Below are 17742 nucleotides of genomic sequence, written 5' to 3'. Positions count from 1 at the left end.
TACCGCGGCATCCGAGTCGCCACCGCTGGCGATCCAGGCGGCGGTAGTCGACGAATCACTGATCGCGGCCGAGCTGGAAAAACTGCAGGCCGCAGACGAGGCCATCCGGGCTGCCGAGGTGCAGCGTGAGCTGGATGAACAGGCGGCCAGGGCGCGTGCCGAGCGCGAGCGCGAGGAGCAGCGCCTGGCCGAGGTAGAACGACGCCGCCAGGCAGCCGAGCGCGAGGAACAGCAGCAGCGCAGGGAGCGCGAGCAGCAGGCCGCCGCCGAGCGCAAGGCGCAGCAGGAATCGGAGCAGAAGGCCGCCGCCGAGCGCGAAGCGAAAGCAGAGGCTGAGCAGCAGCGGTTGGCCGAGCTGGAAGCCGAGCGTGTGAAAAAGGAGCAGGCGGCGTTGGCAGAAAAACGCCGCAGGGAAGAAGCGGCACGGCGCGAGGCGCAGTTACAGGAAGAAAGAGAGGAACAATTGCGCCGCCAGATTGCCGAAGAAGCAGCACGGCGAGATGCAGTAGAGTCCGGACTGCTGGATGAATACAAGACTTTGATCAGCCAGCGCATCGTACGCAACTGGATCCAGCCCCCCGGCGCCCTGAGCGGGCTGAAGTGCGAGTTGCTGCTGACCCAGATACCGGGTGGCGAAGTGACCGGCGTAAAGATTGTCAGCTGTAACGGCGACGCTGCCGTGGTCCGCTCGATCGAAGCGGCCGTCTACAAGGCCTCGCCGCTGCCACCGCCGCGAGACCCGAGATTATTTGAACGCAGAGTGAGAGTGCTTTTTGAACCTGAAAACTAGACTTGTTGCCCTGTTATTTGCCGCGTTGTGCAGCACGGTTGTTTCTGCCGACCTGACGGTGGTTATCCGCGAGGGCGTCTCCGACGCCATACCCGTAGCCATCATTCCGTTCGGAGTCAGCGGCAGCACCAGCCCGCCGCTCGACATCGCCGCGGTCGTCGATGCCGACCTCGCGCGCAGCGGTCGCTTCGCGCCGATGGACCGTGGTGACATGATCGAAAAGCCCACGTCGGGCAGCGAGGTCGATTTTGCGGACTGGCGTCTGCTCGGGGCTGAAGTTGTCGCGGTGGGCAGCGTTGGTGAGTCACCGGACGGGCGCTATGCTATCGGCTTCCAGCTGTTTGACGTGGTACGTGGCGAGCAGCTGCTGGCTTACACCATCCCGGCCCGGCCGGACGCGCTGCGTGCGGCAGCGCACCAGGTCAGCGACCTTATCTACGAGGCACTGACCGGCGAGCGGGGTGCATTTTCTACCCGAATTGCGTACATCAGCAGCAAGGACGGCGAGTATGAACTGATCGTTGCCGACGCCGATGGCGCCAACCAGCAGGTCGTGGTGCGCTCAGACGAGCCGCTCATGTCGCCGGCCTGGTCACCCGACAGCACGCGCCTTGCCTACGTGGCTTTTGAGAACTATGGCAGCGCGGTATACGTGCAGGAACTGGCCAGCGGACAGCGCAGCCGGGTTTCGGCGCGGCCCGGAGTCAACGGCGCTCCGGCGTGGTCGCCTGATGGCAAACGGCTGGCACTGGCCCTGTCGGACGACTGGGGCAACGTCGATGTACACGTCGTGGAGTTCGCCACCGCCACGCTGGACCGGGTTACCCGGCACTCGGCAATCGACACCGAGCCGGTATGGTCAGCGGACGGAAAAAGCCTGTTTTTTACCTCTGACCGGGCCGGCGGGCCGCAGATCTACCAGGTGGCCGCCGGCGGCGGCAAGCCGCAGCGCGTCACCTTTGAGGGTAACTACAATGCCCGCCCGCGACTGGCACCGAGCCAGCAGAAGATCGCTGTCGTGCACAACGACCGCGGTAATTACCGAATTGCTCTTGTTGATCTCGGCAGCGGGGCGACCCAGGTTCTGACCAAAGGCAGGCTGGACGAGTCGCCAAGTTTTTCACCAAATGGCAGTATGATCATCTATGCTACTGAAGACAGCGGATTGGGCGTGTTGGCTGCTGTATCTACTGACGGTCGGTTTCATCAGCAGCTCGTTTCCCGCCTGGGAGATGTGCGCGAACCGGTCTGGTCGCCCTTCGCTGTGCCGTAGTTGCTGCACTAAATCTTAGGAGAGGGTTCATGATCAATATGCGATCTGTTTTTTTGACTGCGCTGGCGCTGATGCTCGTCGCCTGCGGCGGGCAGCAGGCAGTGGAAACGCCGCCGGACACAATGCCCGAGCCGCCACCGGTAACTCAGCCACCACCGCCACCACCGCCGCCACCGGGTCCAACGCCGGAAGAGATGCGCGAAATGGCGCTGCAGCAGCTGCTTGGGCAGCGCACGCTGTATTTTGATTTCGACACCAGCGAAATTCGTCGCGAGTTTGTCGATATTATCGAGGCTCACGCACGCAATCTCGCACGCAATCCGTCGCAGCGTATTATGCTCGAGGGTCATTGCGACGAGCGTGGTTCGCGCGAATACAACATCGGTCTGGGCGAGCGACGTGCCCATGCTGTGCGTCGTGCATTACTGCTGCAAGGTGTAAGCGCCAGTCAGGTCAGCACCGTCAGCTACGGTGAGGAGCGCCCGGCTGATCCCGGTCACAACGAGTCGGCCTGGTCGCGTAATCGACGGGTGGAGATTATTTACCGTTGAGTAAACTGTCGTCAGTTACAAGGCTGCCGCTGCTACTGGTGGCGGCAGCCCTTGCTTCCTGCGCTACCGTGCCACCGGAGGAAGACCCGGTCCTGCTCAAACTCACCGAGCTCGAGGGGCGGCTGATGCAGGTAGAGCGGGTAATGGAAAACCAGAGCCTGATAAGTCTGCTCACGGAGCTGCAACAGGTCACAGCCGAACTGGCCGAGCTGCGCAATGAGGTCGAAACGCTTAAGTTCGAAAGTGAGGGCGCACGCAACCGGCAGCGCGATCTGTACGTTGATATAGACGGCCGGCTTAATGCGCTGGAAAGCGGTGCGGCCGGTGGTTTGGCTGCGCCGGTGACGTCTGATGGCGGCAACGCGGCCACCCAGGCGGTAAGCGACCGTGATGCCTACAAGGCGGCTTTTGGATTGCTCGAAGAAGGGCGTTATGACGAGGCGGGGACGGCATTCGCTGAATTCGTCGCGCGCTATCCGCAGAGCAGCCTCGTCGACAATGCGCAGTACTGGTTCGCCGAAGCCCTTTACGTTGAGCGGCAGTTCAGCAAGGCGCTTACGGAGTTCCAGCGGGTAGTCAGCGAATATCCGGACTCGCGCAAGATTCCCGATGCGCTGTTAAAAATCGGGTACAGCCACTACGAACTTAAAAAATACGCCGACTCGCGTGCGGCGCTGGAGCGGGTCGTCGCAGAGCATCCCGATTCGACTGCCGCACGGCTGGCACGTCAGCGGCTGGAGCGGATGAGCGGCGAGGGCCGCTGATAGCGCCAGACCCGGTTTTTGCCGGCAGCTATGAACAGCGTGACGCGCAAAGAAGATCTGCCAGCCGGCGAACGGCTGAAAATCACCGAGATCTTTCATTCCCTGCAGGGTGAGGCCGTCAGTGTCGGTATACCAACGGTATTTGTGCGACTAACCGGCTGCCCGCTGCGCTGCCGGTACTGCGATACCAGTTACGCATTCTTTGGTGGTGAATGGATGTCCTACGACGACATTCTTGCGCGGGTTGCCGGGCTCGGTGCCAGATATGTCTGCGTCACCGGTGGGGAGCCACTGGCACAAAAAAACTGCCCCGGACTGCTGGCACGCCTGTGCGATGCCGGCTATGCCGTATCGATTGAAACCAGCGGCGCATTTGATGTCGGCAACCTGGACGAGCGCGTCACGATCGTCATGGATGTAAAGACACCCGCTTCGGGCGAGGCGCAGCGAAACCGGGCCGAAAACCTGCCTATGCTGCGCGCCCGTGACCAGGTCAAGTTTGTCATTTGCGGACGCGAAGACTATGAGTGGGCGCGAGATTTCGTTGCGCACAGCGAGACACAGGCCGAGGTTCTTTTTTCACCAAGCTACGGCCAGATGCAGCCAGTAAAGCTGGCGGAGTGGATACTGGCGGACAAGCTGCCAGTGCGCTTCCAGCTGCAGCTGCACAAGCTGCTGTGGGGCGAGGAGGCCGGGCATTGAGTGATACTAAAACCGGCGTTGTGCTGCTGTCGGGCGGGCTGGATTCGGCCACGGTTCTGGCTCTGGCGCGGCACGAGGGTTACAAAAGCCATGCCTTGAGCGTGTTTTATGGCCAGCGTCACGATGCAGAGCTGGCCGCCGCCGAGCAGATCGCGGCAATGCTTGGCGCACACGAGCATCGGGTGATTGGTGTCGACCTGGGCGTAATCGGCGGCTCGGCGCTGACTGACAGTGACATTGACGTACCGGAAGAACGGTCCACGGGAATTCCGGTTACCTATGTACCGGCACGCAACACGGTGCTGCTTGCGCTGGCACTGGGTTACGCAGAGGTCATAGAAGCCGAGCACATATTTATTGGCGTCAACGCGGTTGACTACTCGGGCTACCCTGATTGCCGACCGGCATTTATTGATGCCTTCGAGCAACTGGCCGGTATTTCCACCCGGGCAGGCGTAGAGGGTAGGCCACTGCGCATCCATGCGCCGCTGATCGATCTGAGCAAGGGCGACATCATCCGCCGCGGCCTGGAACTTGGTGTGGATTATGCGCTTACCGTCTCCTGCTATCAGGCCGACAGCACCGGCCGGGCCTGCGGGCGCTGCGAATCGTGCCAGCTGCGCCGGGATGGCTTTGCCGCTGCCGGAGCTGCCGATCCCACGCGCTACCGTTGATGCTTGAACCGCCGTCACGGTGCGGTATCATGCGCCGCTTGAACTGACCCGACCCGGATTGGGGGTATAGCTCAGTCGGTAGAGCATCGGCCTTTTAAGCCGCTGGTCCTAGGTTCGAATCCTAGTGCCCCCACCATCTTCCAAATCCCCGGTATTATTCACCCATGAGCAAGAAAGCCACCGGTGGGTGCCTGTGCGGCACAGTCAGGTTTGAGTTGCGGTTGCCAACCAAGTGGTGCGCGCATTGTCACTGCACGATATGCCGGCGCGCCCATGGCGCGGGTTTTGTCACCTGGGTTGGCGTGGATGCGGAGCAATTCCTGATTACCGCCGGCGAGGACCAGCTGCACCGGTTTCGTTCGTCAAATGAAGCGATACGCAGTTTCTGTGCCTCCTGTGGCAGCACGATGTTGTTCGAGTCGCAGAAGTGGCCGGGAGAAGTCCACGTCGTGCTGGCCAATATCGCAACGCCAATCGATCGTGAGCCGGAAGGGCACGCCTACCTCGAGGCCAAAGCCAGCTGGATACCGGAGTGGGAGATCGGCCTGCCGCGCAAGGTGCACTGATGACGCGTCTCAGTGTCAACGTCAACAAGGTGGCAGTGCTGCGTAATGCGCGCGGCGGCAGCCGCCCGGACGTGGTGGCAGCAGCGCAAACCTGCGTTGCCGCGGGTGCCCATGGCATTACCGTGCACCCGCGACCCGACATGCGTCACATCCGGCCTGATGACGTGTACGCGCTGGCCGAGGTTTTGCAGGTCGAGTACAACATCGAAGGCAATCCCTTTGCCGGGCCGGCTGGCGGCTATCCCGGGTTCATGCAGCTCATCCGCGATGTGCTGCCGACCCAGGTGACGCTGGTGCCTGATGGCGACAACCAGGTAACGTCGGATCACGGCTGGCCGGTTGCGCATCATGCCGCCGCGCTGGCACCGGTAATCGCCGAGTGCCGCGAGCTGGGCTGTCGTGTCAGCCTGTTCATGGATCCGGACCCGCGGGAGTATGGGCTGGTGCGTGAACTCGGCGCGGATCGGATAGAGCTGTACACAGAAGCCTATGCGCGAGCCTGGGGCACGGCCAGGCAGGGCGAGGTGCTGGGGCAATACCGTGGCGCAGCCGCCGCTGCCCGCGAGGCCGGGCTCAAGGTCAATGCCGGACATGACCTCGATTGTGACAACCTGGCTGCCTTTCTCGCGATCGGTGGTGTTGCCGAGGTATCCATCGGTCACGCGCTGATTGCCGATGCGCTGCAGTTTGGCCTGGCTGAGACAGTCCGGCGCTACCTGGCGCAGCTGCCCTGAGTTTCTTGTCGTGCGCCACGCCATGGCGTACGCTGCCGCGACGATGACCTCTGAACCATGGATAGTGCACAAATTCGGCGGCAGCAGCCTGGCTGATGCCGACTGTTTTCGTCGTGTAGCGTCGATTGTCGATTCCCGCCAGGGGGTGCCGCGGGCCGTCGTGGTTTCGGCCGTGGGTGGCGTTACCGACCGCCTGTTGCGAATGGTCGATCAGGCACGCACCCGCGACAACGGCTACAAGGACGGGCTGGCTGCCATTCGTGCCGACCACGAGCGGCTGGCCGACGAATTGCTGGCCAACGAGTCGGCACGGCAGGCCTTCCAGACCAGTTTTGATGCCAGCTGTACCGACATGGCTGATGTGCTGCATGCAACGGCACTGATCGGGTCCGAGGTTCCCCAGGTGCGCGACGTTGTTGCCGGCGCTGGCGAACTATGGTCGGCGCAACTGCTGGCCGGGCTGTTGCAGCAGGATGCGGCGGACGATTCGGTTGACTGGCTCGATGCGCGCGAGGTGCTGGTTATCGAGCACAGTGAGCTCGGGCCTGATGTGCTGTGGGATGAGTCACGCCAGCGGCTGCGCCGCCGTCTGGGTGATTTTCACGGTACGGTGGTGATCACCGGCTTCATCGCACGCGATCGCGATGGCGTGCAAACGACACTGGGCCGCAACGGCAGCGACTATTCGGCCTCGATTTTTGCCGCTTTGCTCGATGCCAGCCAGGTCAATATCTGGACTGACGTGCCCGGTGTAATGAGCGCAGACCCGCGACTGGTTGCCGAATCGGCGGTGATCGCCGAGCTGACCTATGACGAAGCGATGGAGCTTGCCTACTTCGGTGCCAAGGTGCTGCATCCGCGCACGATGGCGCCTGCGGTCGACAGCGGGATTCCAATCTACATTCGTGACAGCGCTGCACCCACGACTGCAGGCACCCGCATAGGCAGCAAGGCGTCCGCCTCCAGCGTGGTCAAGGGCATTACCGCTATCGATGGCATGGCGCTGGTAAATGTTGAAGGTGCCGGCATGATCGGCGTACCGGGTACCGCATGGCGATTGTTCGGGGCACTGCGCGATGCCGGGATCTCGGTAGTTTTGATTTCGCAGGGCAGCTCGGAGCACTCGATCTGTTTCGCCGTGCGCGATGAGCATGCCGGCCGCGTTTCCGGTGTCCTGTCTGATGCTTTTCGGCCGGAACTCGACACCGGCCAGTTGCAGTCGATAGAAGTCACACCGGGATGCAGCATCCTCGCCGTGGTTGGCGACGGCATGGCCGGCATACCGGGCGTAGCGGCAAAGGTGTTCGGCAGCCTCGGCCGTGCCGGCGTCAATGTCCGTGCCATTGCCCAGGGCTCGTCAGAACGCAACATATCAGCGGTGATCGACGACAGTGACACCGTGCGCGCATTGCGTGCGGTACACGCCGGCTTCTATCTATCGCCGCAGACCCTCTCGATTGGTTTCATCGGGCCGGGCTCGGTTGGCAGCGTGCTGCTGGAACAGATGTCCGGCGAAGCGACACGCCTGGCTGATGAGCTCAATCTCGACCTGCGGGTGCGGGCGCTGGCAACCTCACGTCACATGGTGCTCGACGAGCGCGGTATCGAACTCGACGGCTGGCGTGATCGTCTCGGCGCAAACGGCACGCCACTAGACCTTTCCCGCTTTGCCGACCACATAAAAACGGAACACCTGCCGCATTCGCTCATTATCGATTGCAGCTCGTCTGACATTGTCGCTGCCGAGTACGCTGGGTGGCTGGGGCGCGGCATTCATATAGTCACCCCCAACAAGAAAGCAAATTCCGGCAGCTTCGAGTATTACCAGCAACTGATACGCGAACGCCGCGCTGGCGACGCGCGATTTCTCTACGAGACCACGGTCGGGGCCGCGCTACCCATCATCCAGACGTTACGTGACCTGCGCGAGACAGGCGACCGCATAACTCGTATCGAGGGCATCTTCTCCGGGACCCTGGCGTACCTGTTCAATCTTTATGACGGCACCCGGCCTTTTTCGGCGCTGGTGCGTGAGGCGCGTGAACTGGGTTACACGGAACCGGATCCACGCGACGACCTGTCCGGCATGGACGTCGCGCGCAAGGTGGTAATCCTCGGTCGCGAGATGGGGCTGGAACTGGAGCTCGACGACATCCAGCTGGAAAGCCTGGTGCCTGAAGTTCTCCGGGACTGCTCGATCGAGCAGTTCCTCGATGGTCTGGCCGATTACGATCACGTGATTGCAGAGGTTTACCGGCAGGCCGCAAACGCTGGCGAGGTACTGCGTTACATCGGCCGTCTCGAGGCCGACGGCAGCGCCAGTGTTGGACTCACCCCCGTCAGCGCGGACTCGGCGTTTGCCCATATCAATCTCACCGACAATATTGTCCAGTTCCAGACGGCACGCTATTGCGACAACCCGTTAGTCGTGCAGGGCCCCGGCGCCGGGCCGGCGGTAACGGCCGGCGGCGTATTTGCCGACCTGCTGCGTCTGGCCGGCTACCTGGGCGCCTCGGTATGACTGCCGCGGTGACTGCCTTCGCGCCGGCGTCGATCGGCAACGTCGCGGTTGGTTTTGACGTGCTGGGCCAGGCGATCGCCGGGGTCGGCGACCGCTGCACGGCGCGGCTCACCAGCGCAAAGGGTGTGACGATCAAGGCGGTGCAAGGTTTGCCCTGTGCGGTGCCGGTCACAGCAGAGAAAAACACGGCGGGCGCGGCGGCCATCAGCCTGCTCGAAGCGGCCGATGCCGATTTTGGTGCGGAGCTGATAATACATAAAGGTATACCACTTGGCTCAGGCATGGGTGGTTCAGCGGCGTCTGCTGTCGCTGCCGTCGTAGCTGTCAATGCACTGCTCGATGAACCGCTGTCGCAGGAATGCCTGTTAGCCTATGCACTGGCCGGCGAAGCGCTGGCCAGCGGTGCGGTTCCACATGCTGACAACGTTGCGCCATCGCTGTTAGGCGGGCTGACACTGGTACAGGGCTGGAGTGATCAGCACGTCGTATCGCTGCCGGTGCCGTCCGGCCTGCGCAGCGTACTGGTGCATCCGGCGTTGGTGCTACCGACGAGTGCTGCTCGTGAAGGGCTGCACGCTACGGTACCGATGAGTGAGGCTGTGGAGCAGCTTGGCGCACTGGCCGGCTTTGTCGCCGGTTGTTATCGCGACGATCCGGCACTGATCCGCCGTTCACTGATCGATGTAATCGTCGAGCCGCAACGCGCACACATGGTGCCGGGTTTTCGCGACGTGCAGAAGGCAGCGCTCGATGCCGGCGCGCTGGGTTGCTCACTGTCGGGCAGCGGTCCAAGCATGTTCGCCTGGACGGCCGATGCGGATCGTGACCACGTGGCAGCCGCAATGCAGGCGGCCTTTGCGGCGCACGGGCTGGCCAGCGACTGCTGGCTGTCACCGCTCGATGCGCCCGGTGCCCACGTGGAGCGCTGATGCAATTTGTCAGCACACGTGCCGGCGCACAGCCTGCAGCCTTCAGCGATGCGCTCAGGCGCGGGCTGGCCGAAGACGGCGGGCTGTACGTTCCACAAAAGTACCCGCGCTTCGAGATCAGTGATTTTGATGGCGCGGAGCAGCCTGCAGACATTGCGGCGCTGCTGCTGGCGCCGTTTTTTGCCGGGGACGTGCTGGAGCCGGAACTGGCAGCAATCTGCCGCGACGCATTCGGTTTTCCGCTGCCGCTGCGTGACGTGCACAACAAGGCGCGTCTGTCGGTGCTGGAACTATTCCATGGCCCAACGGCGGCTTTCAAGGATGTCGGCGCAGCTTTTCTCGCGGCCTGCATGCAGCGCCTGGAGGGCGACGCACAAAGACCGTTGAAAGTCCTGGTTGCCACGTCCGGCGATACCGGTGGCGCTGTGGCGGCCGCGTTTCATAGCCGGTCCGGGATTGAGGTGTATGTGCTGTATCCGGCCGGCATGGTCTCACCCCGACAGGAACAGCAGCTGACCTGCTGGGGCGACAACGTGCGGGCGTTTCGTGTCAGCGGCGTGTTTGATGACTGCCAGCGGCTGGTCAAGCAGGCCTTCGCCGACACCGGCTTGCGCGCGGAGCAGCGGCTGACATCTGCCAACAGCATTAGTATCGGCCGGCTGCTGCCGCAGGCCGTGTATTACGCCGCGGCCTCGTTGTGGCACTACCGGCGTTGCAGGCGTGAGCCGTCTTTTATTGTGCCCACCGGCAACCTGGGCAATGCCGTGGCCTGTGTCTGGGCGCGCCACATGGGCCTGCCGATCAACCAGGTGGTACTGGCAACAAACGCCAACCGGGTGATCCCTGATTTCCTGACTACCGGGGTCTGGGAGCCGCGGCAAAGCCTGGCAACGCTGGCATCGGCTATGGATGTCGGTGACCCGAGTAACATGGAACGACTTCGCCACCTTTACCCAAAGCTCGATGACAAGGATATTGCCGCATGGGCCGTAGACGATGAACAAATCAGGCGGCAGATACTGACTGACTACAACAAATGCGAGGAGTTGTGGTGTCCGCATACCGCGACAGCAGCTTACGTGCATGAAAACTACCTGGACGACGCGGCCGAATACATCATGGTTGCTACCGCGCATCCGGCAAAGTTCGAAACAGTCATCGAGCCGCTGATTGGCAGCACAGTAGCAGTACCGCCGGCGCTGGAGCGCCTGCTGCACCTGCCACAACGCTGCACCGATCTGGAGACCGGTTACGCAGCCTTTCGGCAGGCGCTCACAGCAGCCTGATCAGCGCAGTTACAGATTCTTGCCATTGATGACCATGCAGGGGCATGAGCGTCCCGCCGAGCTGCTTTTGGCAAAGATTCGATGACGAATCAGTTTTTTCGGCGCGCTTTATCACCCGCTGATTGAATTAAACATGTTGTGGATAAACGTGTCGGGTTTCTCGTCGCGGGCGTACAAAGAGTAAGATACGCAGCGAATGGACTGAGAACGCGAGCGTCGGAATGGCACTGGAATTGACGGCTACCTTTTCTTTTGTGGCGGCGTCGGCGGGATTGATTGCTTTCATATCAAATTCCCGTCGGCGCGCCCGTCGTGTTCTGCTGAAAACTATTCGCGCAATCTCCCATGACTACATGGAGCGGGTCATCGTACCGGACGGCCTCGATGGAAAGATCGAGCTCGATTACCTGCTGCTGACTTCGCGCGGGCTACTGGTGCTTGATGTCAGGGAAATCGGCGGAACAGTTTTTGCGGGCAGCACACTCGACCGCTGGGCAATTATGGATGGCACCGAGCGCTTCAGCATTACCAATCCTGTCGGACCATCAATGGCGCGCATCGTCGCGGTAAAACGCCTGGTGCCGGATGTACCGGTACATGGACGTATTGTGTTCAACGACAATGCCGAATTCCGCGGTGACGACCTGCCGCAGGTAGTTTCCGTAACCGACCTGTGCAAGCAATTCGACAAGGCTGGTAACGCAGCGGCAGACAGGGCGATCGATGCGTTCTATAGTGAGTGGTTGAAGCTACGCGAGGCTGCGGCTGCAGCCTGAAAAAACAAACACCTGCGAGGGTTTTCTAATATGCTTTCCAAGCTCGGGGCAGCCGCCACGGTGGCTGCAGTACTGCTTTGTGCCTGCACAACCACACCTGCCGTGACGCCGCGCGACCTCAATGCGCAGGCTGAAGCTTACGTACGGCTGGTGCTGGCATTGGGTCGGCATGATGCGGATTTCGTTGATGCTTACCATGGACCGGAGCAATGGCGCAAAGCTGCCGAACGCGATGAGCTGTCGCTCGATGCAATCGCAATTGAATCCGGACTGCTGCGCAGCACGATCAATGCCGGAGACCTGGGTCGTGATACGCCACTGGTAGCGCAACGGCGCGCACTGCTGATGAAGCAGCTCACGGCAGTGCAGACGCGGGCCGACATGTTGCGCGGCAAGCAGTTCAGTTTCGACCAGGAAGCAAGGCTGTTATACGACGCACGCGCACCACGACACGAGGCCAGCCACTTTATTGCGCTGAACCGTGAACTGGACGCTTTGCTGCCTGGTGGCGGCGCGCTGTCGCAGCGCCTGGACGCGTTTCGCCAGGATTTTGTCATTCCAACGGAAAAGCTGGACACGGTTTTTGCTGCCGCAATTGATGAATGTCGTCGCCGCACCGTTGCCCGCATACCGCTGCCCGAAGGCGAGCGCTTTGTCGTGGAGTATGTAAACGACAAACCGTGGAGTGGCTACAACTGGTTCCAGGGCGATGCCTACAGCCTGATCCAGCTCAATACCGACCTGCCCATATTTATTGACCGCGCCATCGACCTGGCCTGTCATGAGGGTTATCCCGGGCATCACGTATTCAACACGCTGCTGGAACGTGAGCTGGTCGACAAGCGCGGCTGGGTCGAGTACTCGGTGTATGCACTGTTCAGCCCGATGAGCCTGATTGCCGAAGGTAGCGCTAATTACGGCATCAACATGGCGTTTCCCGGGCAGGAGCGGCAGCAGTTCGAGCGCAATGTGCTGTTCCCGCTGGCCGGGCTGGATGCCAGCCGGGTTGAAGAATACTACCGGGTCGATGAACTGGTCAGTCGCCTGAACTATGCCGGTAACGAGGCTGCCCGGCGCTATCTGGATGGTGACATCGACGCCGCTGCTGCGGTGCAGTGGCTGCAGGACTATGCGTTGATGTCGCAGGAACGTGCCGAACAGCGGCTGAAGTTCATCGAGAAGTACCGCGCCTATGTGATCAACTACAACCTCGGCAAGGACATCGTGCGCGAGTATGTCGAAGGCGCCGGGCGTGGTCTGGAGACGCGCTGGGCTGCATTCGAAAAGGTTATCTCGACGCCGGTCAGCGCTTCGACGCTGCAACCCTAACGTGGGAGCGGCTTCCAGCCGCGACTGCTTGCAGCAGATTTGGCGGCGGACTTGGCGGCGGGCCTACAAGAATAGGGGTCAAGTCTACGCATTACGCATTTATCGAACTGAGTACCAGTTTTCGGACTCGCCCACCTCGGTAGCACGCATCATCATTTAGTCCAAGTCAGTTCGATAAAAGGACTTGTCGATGGCGCGCCCACTGCGAATCGAATACCCCGGCGCCTGGTATCACGTTATGAATCGTGGTGCCGGGCGGTGCCAGGTTTTTCCTGACGATTACCTGCGTCAGCAATTCCTCGACTTGCTTAGTGACCTGCATGACAGATACCGGGTGTGCTGCCACGCCTACTGCTTAATGGGTAATCACTACCATCTGCTCGTGCAAACCAGGCTCGCCAACCTCGGTAGGGCGATGCAACATCTCGACAGTGTTTACGCACAACGACACAACCGTCACCTGAGAACCGACGGCCCGTTATTCCGCGGACGCTATAAGGCGCAGCTAATCGAACAGGACAGTTATTTGCTGTGTGTCAGCCGTTACGTGCACCGCAACCCGCTTGCGGCCGGCCTGTGCGACCGGTTGGTTGACTATCCATGGTCCAGCTATCGCTGCTTTGCCGGGTTGCGCCCGGTACCGGGCTGGTTGCACCTGCGTCACACGATCGCTCCGTTCCAATCAGCCGGGGGCTATTGCGCCTTTGTTGAGGGACAAACAGATGAACACGACGATGACCTGCTACTGTCGGCTGCCTCCAGCCGGTACGCCGCCGTGCTGGGTTCCAAAGAGTTCGTCTCCGCTTCGCAAAGACGTGGGTCGTCTGACTATGAAATTCCCCAGTCAAAGTTATCAACCACAATGTTATCGCTGGACGAAATTATCGCTGTTGTTTGCGCCCGCTCCGCCCGATCGCGACAGGAGATTCTCGAAGCCGCTGACCGCCATGCACGTGAGCAACGGGCTCTCGCTATGCTGCTCGGACAACAATATGGCGGACTGACGTTGCGAGACCTCGCCGACACCTTCGGCCCCACCTCCTACACCACCGTCGCCTCTGCCATCAGCCGCTGTCGCGACAGGGCGACGCGAGACCCTGCCGTGGCCGGCGAACTGGCCTGGCTACGCACCCGCCTCTCGAAAATGCGTAATGCGTAGACTTGACCCCTTATTTTTCTTTGGAATAAGCGCTGACATTGGCCAGCTGCAAATGAAAAGGGCCATCCTGCTTGTCGTAGATCATCAGACCCATCCCGGTAATCTGTCCGGCATCCAGCGCTGGCCCATCGAGCTGATAGCCGCGGGATCTGGGGATAAAGCTGGAGAAGGGCAGGTTGGCTGTAGTCCATTCGCCATTACGCGTTTCGAAATCCGCCCAGTAACTGATCAGTCTGCCGCGCCAGCGGGCGTCACTGGTCAGCCGCCAGGTATAGCGGCGACCATCACCTTTCACGACCAGCCGTATGCCGGCCTGGCTCGACAGATCCAGCTGCATTGGCGCGGTGCGTATCGAACTGAATCCGCCACCATCGGTATTCGTCGTGCCGGTAAAAAGTAGCTGCTCCGGTTCCAGTTCGAAGCCGCCGTCGCTGCGCCCCCCCATGACATTGTCATTGACCACATACCAGCCGAAGTCAGACGTTCCGGCTGTGAAATCAGTCAGCAGGCGCTCTCCCTCGCGGGTAGAAGCAGATGTGTTTGCAGGCAGGCTGGAAAGAGTCATCAGCAGGTATCCAATAAACAGCAACAGAGGCGACAGAATGTTAGCTCGATTCATGACAGGTGTGGTTACGGATATTTGTTTAGTGGGCGAGCCGGGGTTGTTTTGAGACTAGTCCAGGCCGCAACAGGTCGGCGTGCCGGGCCAACTGGCATACCGAGCACAAACACCCAGAAAAAGACAAAACACTCCACAAGATCATGAACGACACGCGGATAGGAAAGATAAAGACTCTACTGAAAGTACGTGACAGGCCGGGGTGACGCAACCAGGGAGTTGGTCGGGCATATCGGGGGGCGTTTACGGGGAGTCATTCCGACCTCGACTCATAACAGAACGCACTTAAGCACCGGCTGTGTGGCGGAGCTCCGGCGCCGTAAATTGGCACGTGCATGTTGTATCTCTAATTGTCACCGATATTTCCCGTCAGGCTCTCGGACAAAAACGACAAAGTCATTTTGCACGTCATTTTACACCCGGAGATTGGGTTTTCCTGGCGCGAGAGCGCGACGATGTCGATTGGCGATCACGCCAGCTTTTGTCGTCACGCCCTCGCTGAATTTTGCCAGCGCGGTGCCCGCTGAACTTTACTTCGCTTTGCGGAGCAGCCAGCGAACCTCTTTATATGCACTCTTAACCTCCTGATACATATCGTCGAGTTGCGTGTCTCCGCTGTTCAATATTCCAGCAGGGTTAATGGTCTGACGGAAATTGTTCCATGCTTCTTTTAACGCGTCCTTGGCAACAACCACCTCCGCTTCAGTCGCTTCACCATGCGACCAGTCGTGTAAAATACTGTGCAAGGCATCGCTTGCCTCTTCCATACCGTGAGCACCGAATGAAGAGCTATATTCATCGTGTAGATAGTCATGAATAGCCGTAGCGGCGTCTTCCAGATGGTGCGAAGCAGACGGCGCGGCTGGATCAATCCATGCAAGAACACTCTGCGAAAAAACTAAAAGCAAAGACGTCGCCGCCATTTTGATTAATGTATTTTTCATTTCCTTTCCTTCAAAATAGAGATTAGATCGAGTGTAGGGGAGTCCGCATATTCACTTCGCGGTGTACTCAGAAAGCTAGTTGTGTTTCTGGTCGTTTTCAATTTGCGCTGCACAATTTTATGTCCTTTGCGTTGCCACCAGAAACCCATGCGGGTAGTGCCCGTTTCGGATGCTTTGCATGATCGCATCTGGAAGCCCGATCTAGACCACCTCCAAACCGGCGGCAACCGTCTTCGACACGTTTCGATGTATTCCGGCTGCTCGACAAAGGCGGCGGCACCCGTCTCGAACAACGAAAAGGTCATTTCGTTCTCCAAAGGCGATTGTGCCCGGCACCGAACAGGGCAAGCGCTCCGGCCGGACCGGGCGGCCGAAAGAACAGTGCTCTGAGGCGGATAGGAAAGATAAAGACCGGACTGAAAGTGCGTGACAGGCCGGGGAGGCAGGCATATCGGGGGCGTTAACGGCGAGTCATTCCGACCTGGACTCATGACAGAACGCGCTTAAGCAGCGGTTGTGAGTCATGGGGGTCAAGTCCGCATTTTTGTTCTGTAACCGCGCCGGGCGCCGGTGAAAAAAATGTTTAATGTGAGAATTTTTGCCCTTCCGCATCGGGCATTTCGGAAAATGCGTAATGCGTAGACTTGACCCCTTTGCCGGAAAATGCGTAATGCGTAGACTTGACCCCTTTGCTTTCAGGCGGCGGCGCGGTCAGCTCGGTGGAAGTGATCCGTCAGCACCCGGGCGACGCAGCAGGTGACTTTCTTGCCGGTATCAATGTGCAGGAACTCGTTTGGCCCGTGCGCATTCGAGTGCGGCCCGAGTACGCCGGTTACCAGGAACTGCGTTCCGGGGAATTTTTCGCCCAGCATGGCCATGAACGGGATGCTGCCGCCGGTGCCCATATACATGGCGTCGGCGCCAAAGAATGCTTTCGATCCCTGCGCCATCGAATCGGCCAGCCATGGGGCAATTTCCGGGGCGCTCCAGCCTTCCATCGCCGATTCCACTTCGAAGTGCACCCGGGCGCCGTACGGCGGATCGGTCTCCAGCATCTGCTTTACCTGCTGACCGGCCGCGGTGGCGTCGCCGGTAGGCGGCAGCCGGAACGATAATTTCACCGAGGTGTTCGGTCGCAGAGTGTTGCCGGCCTGCTGCAGCTCGGGGATACCGTCGGCGCCGGTGACGCACAAGGTTGAGCGCCACCAGTTATTCAGCAGCAGTTCCACGCGGTCCTCGCTGATCGGACGCATGCCTTCCACCCACGGATAGCGCTGGTGAACACCATCGCCCAGCACATCGGCGGTGGCAGCAGCTTCTGCAATGCGCGACTGCGGGATATCCGGTTCCAGCAACGGTACGCGCGTAGCGCCGCTGTTTTCGTCCTCCAGGCGCGTCAGCAGCTGCCGTAGCACCCGAAAGCTCGACGGCACGATACCGCTGGCACCACCCGAGTGAACACCTGCGGTGAGTACGTCGACTGACAAAGTGCCGACGAGATTTCCGCGCAGCGTGGTGGTGCACCAAAGCTGGTCGTAATTGCCGCACTCGGCATCGAGGCACACCACCAGGCTGGGCGTGCCAATGCGATTGGCGAGATGTTCGATGTAGGCGGGCAGATCGGGGCTGCCGCTTTCCTCGGAGAACTCAATGACCACTACGCAGCGAGCATGCGGAATATTCTGCTCCTGCAACGCGCGAATAGCGGTGAGTGAGCCAAACACTGCATACCCGTCGTCCGCGCCCCCGCGTCCGTAGAGCTTGCCGTCGCGGATGACCGGCTTCCACGGGCCAAGATCGTCTTCCCAGCCAGTAAATTCCGGCTGCTTGTCCAGGTGCCCGTACAGCAGCACCGTGTCGTCGTTGTCGCCTGGCACTTCCGCGAACAACAGCGGCGTACGCCCCGGCAGTCGCACGACTTCAACCCGCAGTCCCTTGATTGGCTGCTCGCGGCACCATTTTTCGGCAAGGTCGGCAGCCTGGTCCATGTAACCATGCTCGGCCCAGTCGGGGTCAAAGAGCGGCGACTTGTTGGGAATGGCGACGTAGTCGACCAGCTGCGGCACGATCGAGTCGTCCCACATTCCGTTTATAAACTGCTGGGCTTTTTTGCTATCCACGGTTG

17 protein-coding genes and 1 tRNA gene are annotated in these 17742 nt (G+C 60.5%); 15 read left to right on the top strand and 3 right to left on the bottom strand.

Annotated elements, in window-relative coordinates; all coding sequences use genetic code 11:
• The 15 genes from HKN06_09500 to HKN06_09430 all read left to right on the top strand — a co-directional run.
• On the top strand, positions 1–790 hold a 790-nt coding region (locus tag HKN06_09500; protein ID NNF61546.1), incomplete at its 5' end, for a protein TolA.
• Positions 774–2063, top strand: a complete 1290-nt coding sequence (tolB, locus tag HKN06_09495; GenBank protein ID NNF61545.1) for a Tol-Pal system beta propeller repeat protein TolB — start codon at positions 774–776, stop codon at positions 2061–2063. The genes HKN06_09500 and tolB, both read left to right, overlap by 17 nt.
• Before the next feature lie 29 nt (positions 2064–2092).
• A complete protein-coding gene (pal, locus tag HKN06_09490; GenBank protein ID NNF61544.1) occupies positions 2093–2614 on the top strand; it encodes a peptidoglycan-associated lipoprotein Pal in 522 nt (173 codons plus the stop codon).
• Positions 2615–2739: 125 nt separating this feature from the next.
• The gene (gene ybgF / locus HKN06_09485; protein ID NNF61543.1) at positions 2740–3378 is read left to right on the top strand and encodes a tol-pal system protein YbgF; all 639 of its coding nucleotides are present in this window, start codon (positions 2740–2742) and stop codon (positions 3376–3378) included.
• 30 nt (positions 3379–3408) lie between these two features.
• On the top strand, positions 3409–4080 hold the full coding sequence (gene queE, locus HKN06_09480; protein ID NNF61542.1) for a 7-carboxy-7-deazaguanine synthase QueE: 672 nt from the start codon (positions 3409–3411) through the stop codon (positions 4078–4080).
• A complete protein-coding gene (gene queC / locus HKN06_09475; protein NNF61541.1) occupies positions 4056–4754 on the top strand; it encodes a 7-cyano-7-deazaguanine synthase QueC in 699 nt (232 codons plus the stop codon). Before queE ends, queC begins: the two co-directional genes overlap by 25 nt.
• Before the next feature lie 60 nt (positions 4755–4814).
• Positions 4815–4890 (top strand) — tRNA-Lys (locus HKN06_09470).
• Between the two features lie 28 nt (positions 4891–4918).
• Positions 4919–5320, top strand: a complete 402-nt coding sequence (locus HKN06_09465) for a GFA family protein (GenBank protein NNF61540.1) — start codon at positions 4919–4921, stop codon at positions 5318–5320.
• Positions 5320–6054 (top strand): pyridoxine 5'-phosphate synthase, encoded by a 735-nt coding sequence (locus HKN06_09460; protein NNF61539.1) that lies wholly within the window; start codon positions 5320–5322, stop codon positions 6052–6054. Before HKN06_09465 ends, HKN06_09460 begins: the two co-directional genes overlap by 1 nt.
• Positions 6055–6076: 22 nt before the next feature.
• Complete coding sequence (gene thrA / locus HKN06_09455; GenBank protein NNF61538.1) at positions 6077–8575, top strand: bifunctional aspartate kinase/homoserine dehydrogenase I; 2499 nt, start codon at positions 6077–6079, stop codon at positions 8573–8575.
• Positions 8572–9504, top strand: coding sequence for a homoserine kinase (locus tag HKN06_09450; GenBank protein NNF61537.1), 933 nt, complete (start codon positions 8572–8574; stop codon positions 9502–9504). The genes thrA and HKN06_09450 overlap by 4 nt, the downstream gene beginning before the upstream one ends.
• Positions 9504–10790 (top strand): threonine synthase, encoded by a 1287-nt coding sequence (thrC, locus tag HKN06_09445; GenBank protein ID NNF61536.1) that lies wholly within the window; start codon positions 9504–9506, stop codon positions 10788–10790. The genes HKN06_09450 and thrC overlap by 1 nt, the downstream gene beginning before the upstream one ends.
• 221 nt (positions 10791–11011) lie before the next feature.
• The gene (locus tag HKN06_09440; protein NNF61535.1) at positions 11012–11566 is read left to right on the top strand and encodes an NERD domain-containing protein; all 555 of its coding nucleotides are present in this window, start codon (positions 11012–11014) and stop codon (positions 11564–11566) included.
• A 30-nt stretch (positions 11567–11596) separates the two neighbouring features.
• Positions 11597–12895, top strand: coding sequence for a hypothetical protein (locus HKN06_09435; protein ID NNF61534.1), 1299 nt, complete (start codon positions 11597–11599; stop codon positions 12893–12895).
• Between the two features lie 190 nt (positions 12896–13085).
• Positions 13086–14054 carry a hypothetical protein gene (locus HKN06_09430; protein ID NNF61533.1) on the top strand — a complete coding sequence of 323 codons (969 nt, stop codon included), beginning with the start codon at positions 13086–13088 and terminating at the stop codon, positions 14052–14054.
• 10 nt (positions 14055–14064) lie between these two features.
• Here HKN06_09430 and HKN06_09425 read toward each other — a convergent pair whose 3' ends face one another.
• From HKN06_09425 to HKN06_09415, 3 genes are all read right to left on the bottom strand, one after another.
• Positions 14065–14673, bottom strand: a complete 609-nt coding sequence (locus HKN06_09425) for a CIA30 family protein (GenBank protein NNF61532.1) — start codon at positions 14671–14673, stop codon at positions 14065–14067.
• Positions 14674–15203: 530 nt separating this feature from the next.
• The gene (locus HKN06_09420; protein ID NNF61531.1) at positions 15204–15617 is read right to left on the bottom strand and encodes a hypothetical protein; all 414 of its coding nucleotides are present in this window, start codon (positions 15615–15617) and stop codon (positions 15204–15206) included.
• 695 nt (positions 15618–16312) lie between these two features.
• Entirely contained in the window at positions 16313–17737 is a 1425-nt protein-coding gene (locus HKN06_09415) for a M20/M25/M40 family metallo-hydrolase (protein NNF61530.1), read from the bottom strand.
• Between the last annotated feature and the right edge of the window lie 5 nt (positions 17738–17742).

This window comes from Gammaproteobacteria bacterium (assembly GCA_013003425.1).
GTDB lineage: Bacteria > Pseudomonadota > Gammaproteobacteria > Steroidobacterales > JABDKV01 > JABDJB01.
The sequence above is the reverse complement of the archived record's forward strand: the minus strand, read 5'-3'. Positions and strand labels throughout refer to the sequence as shown.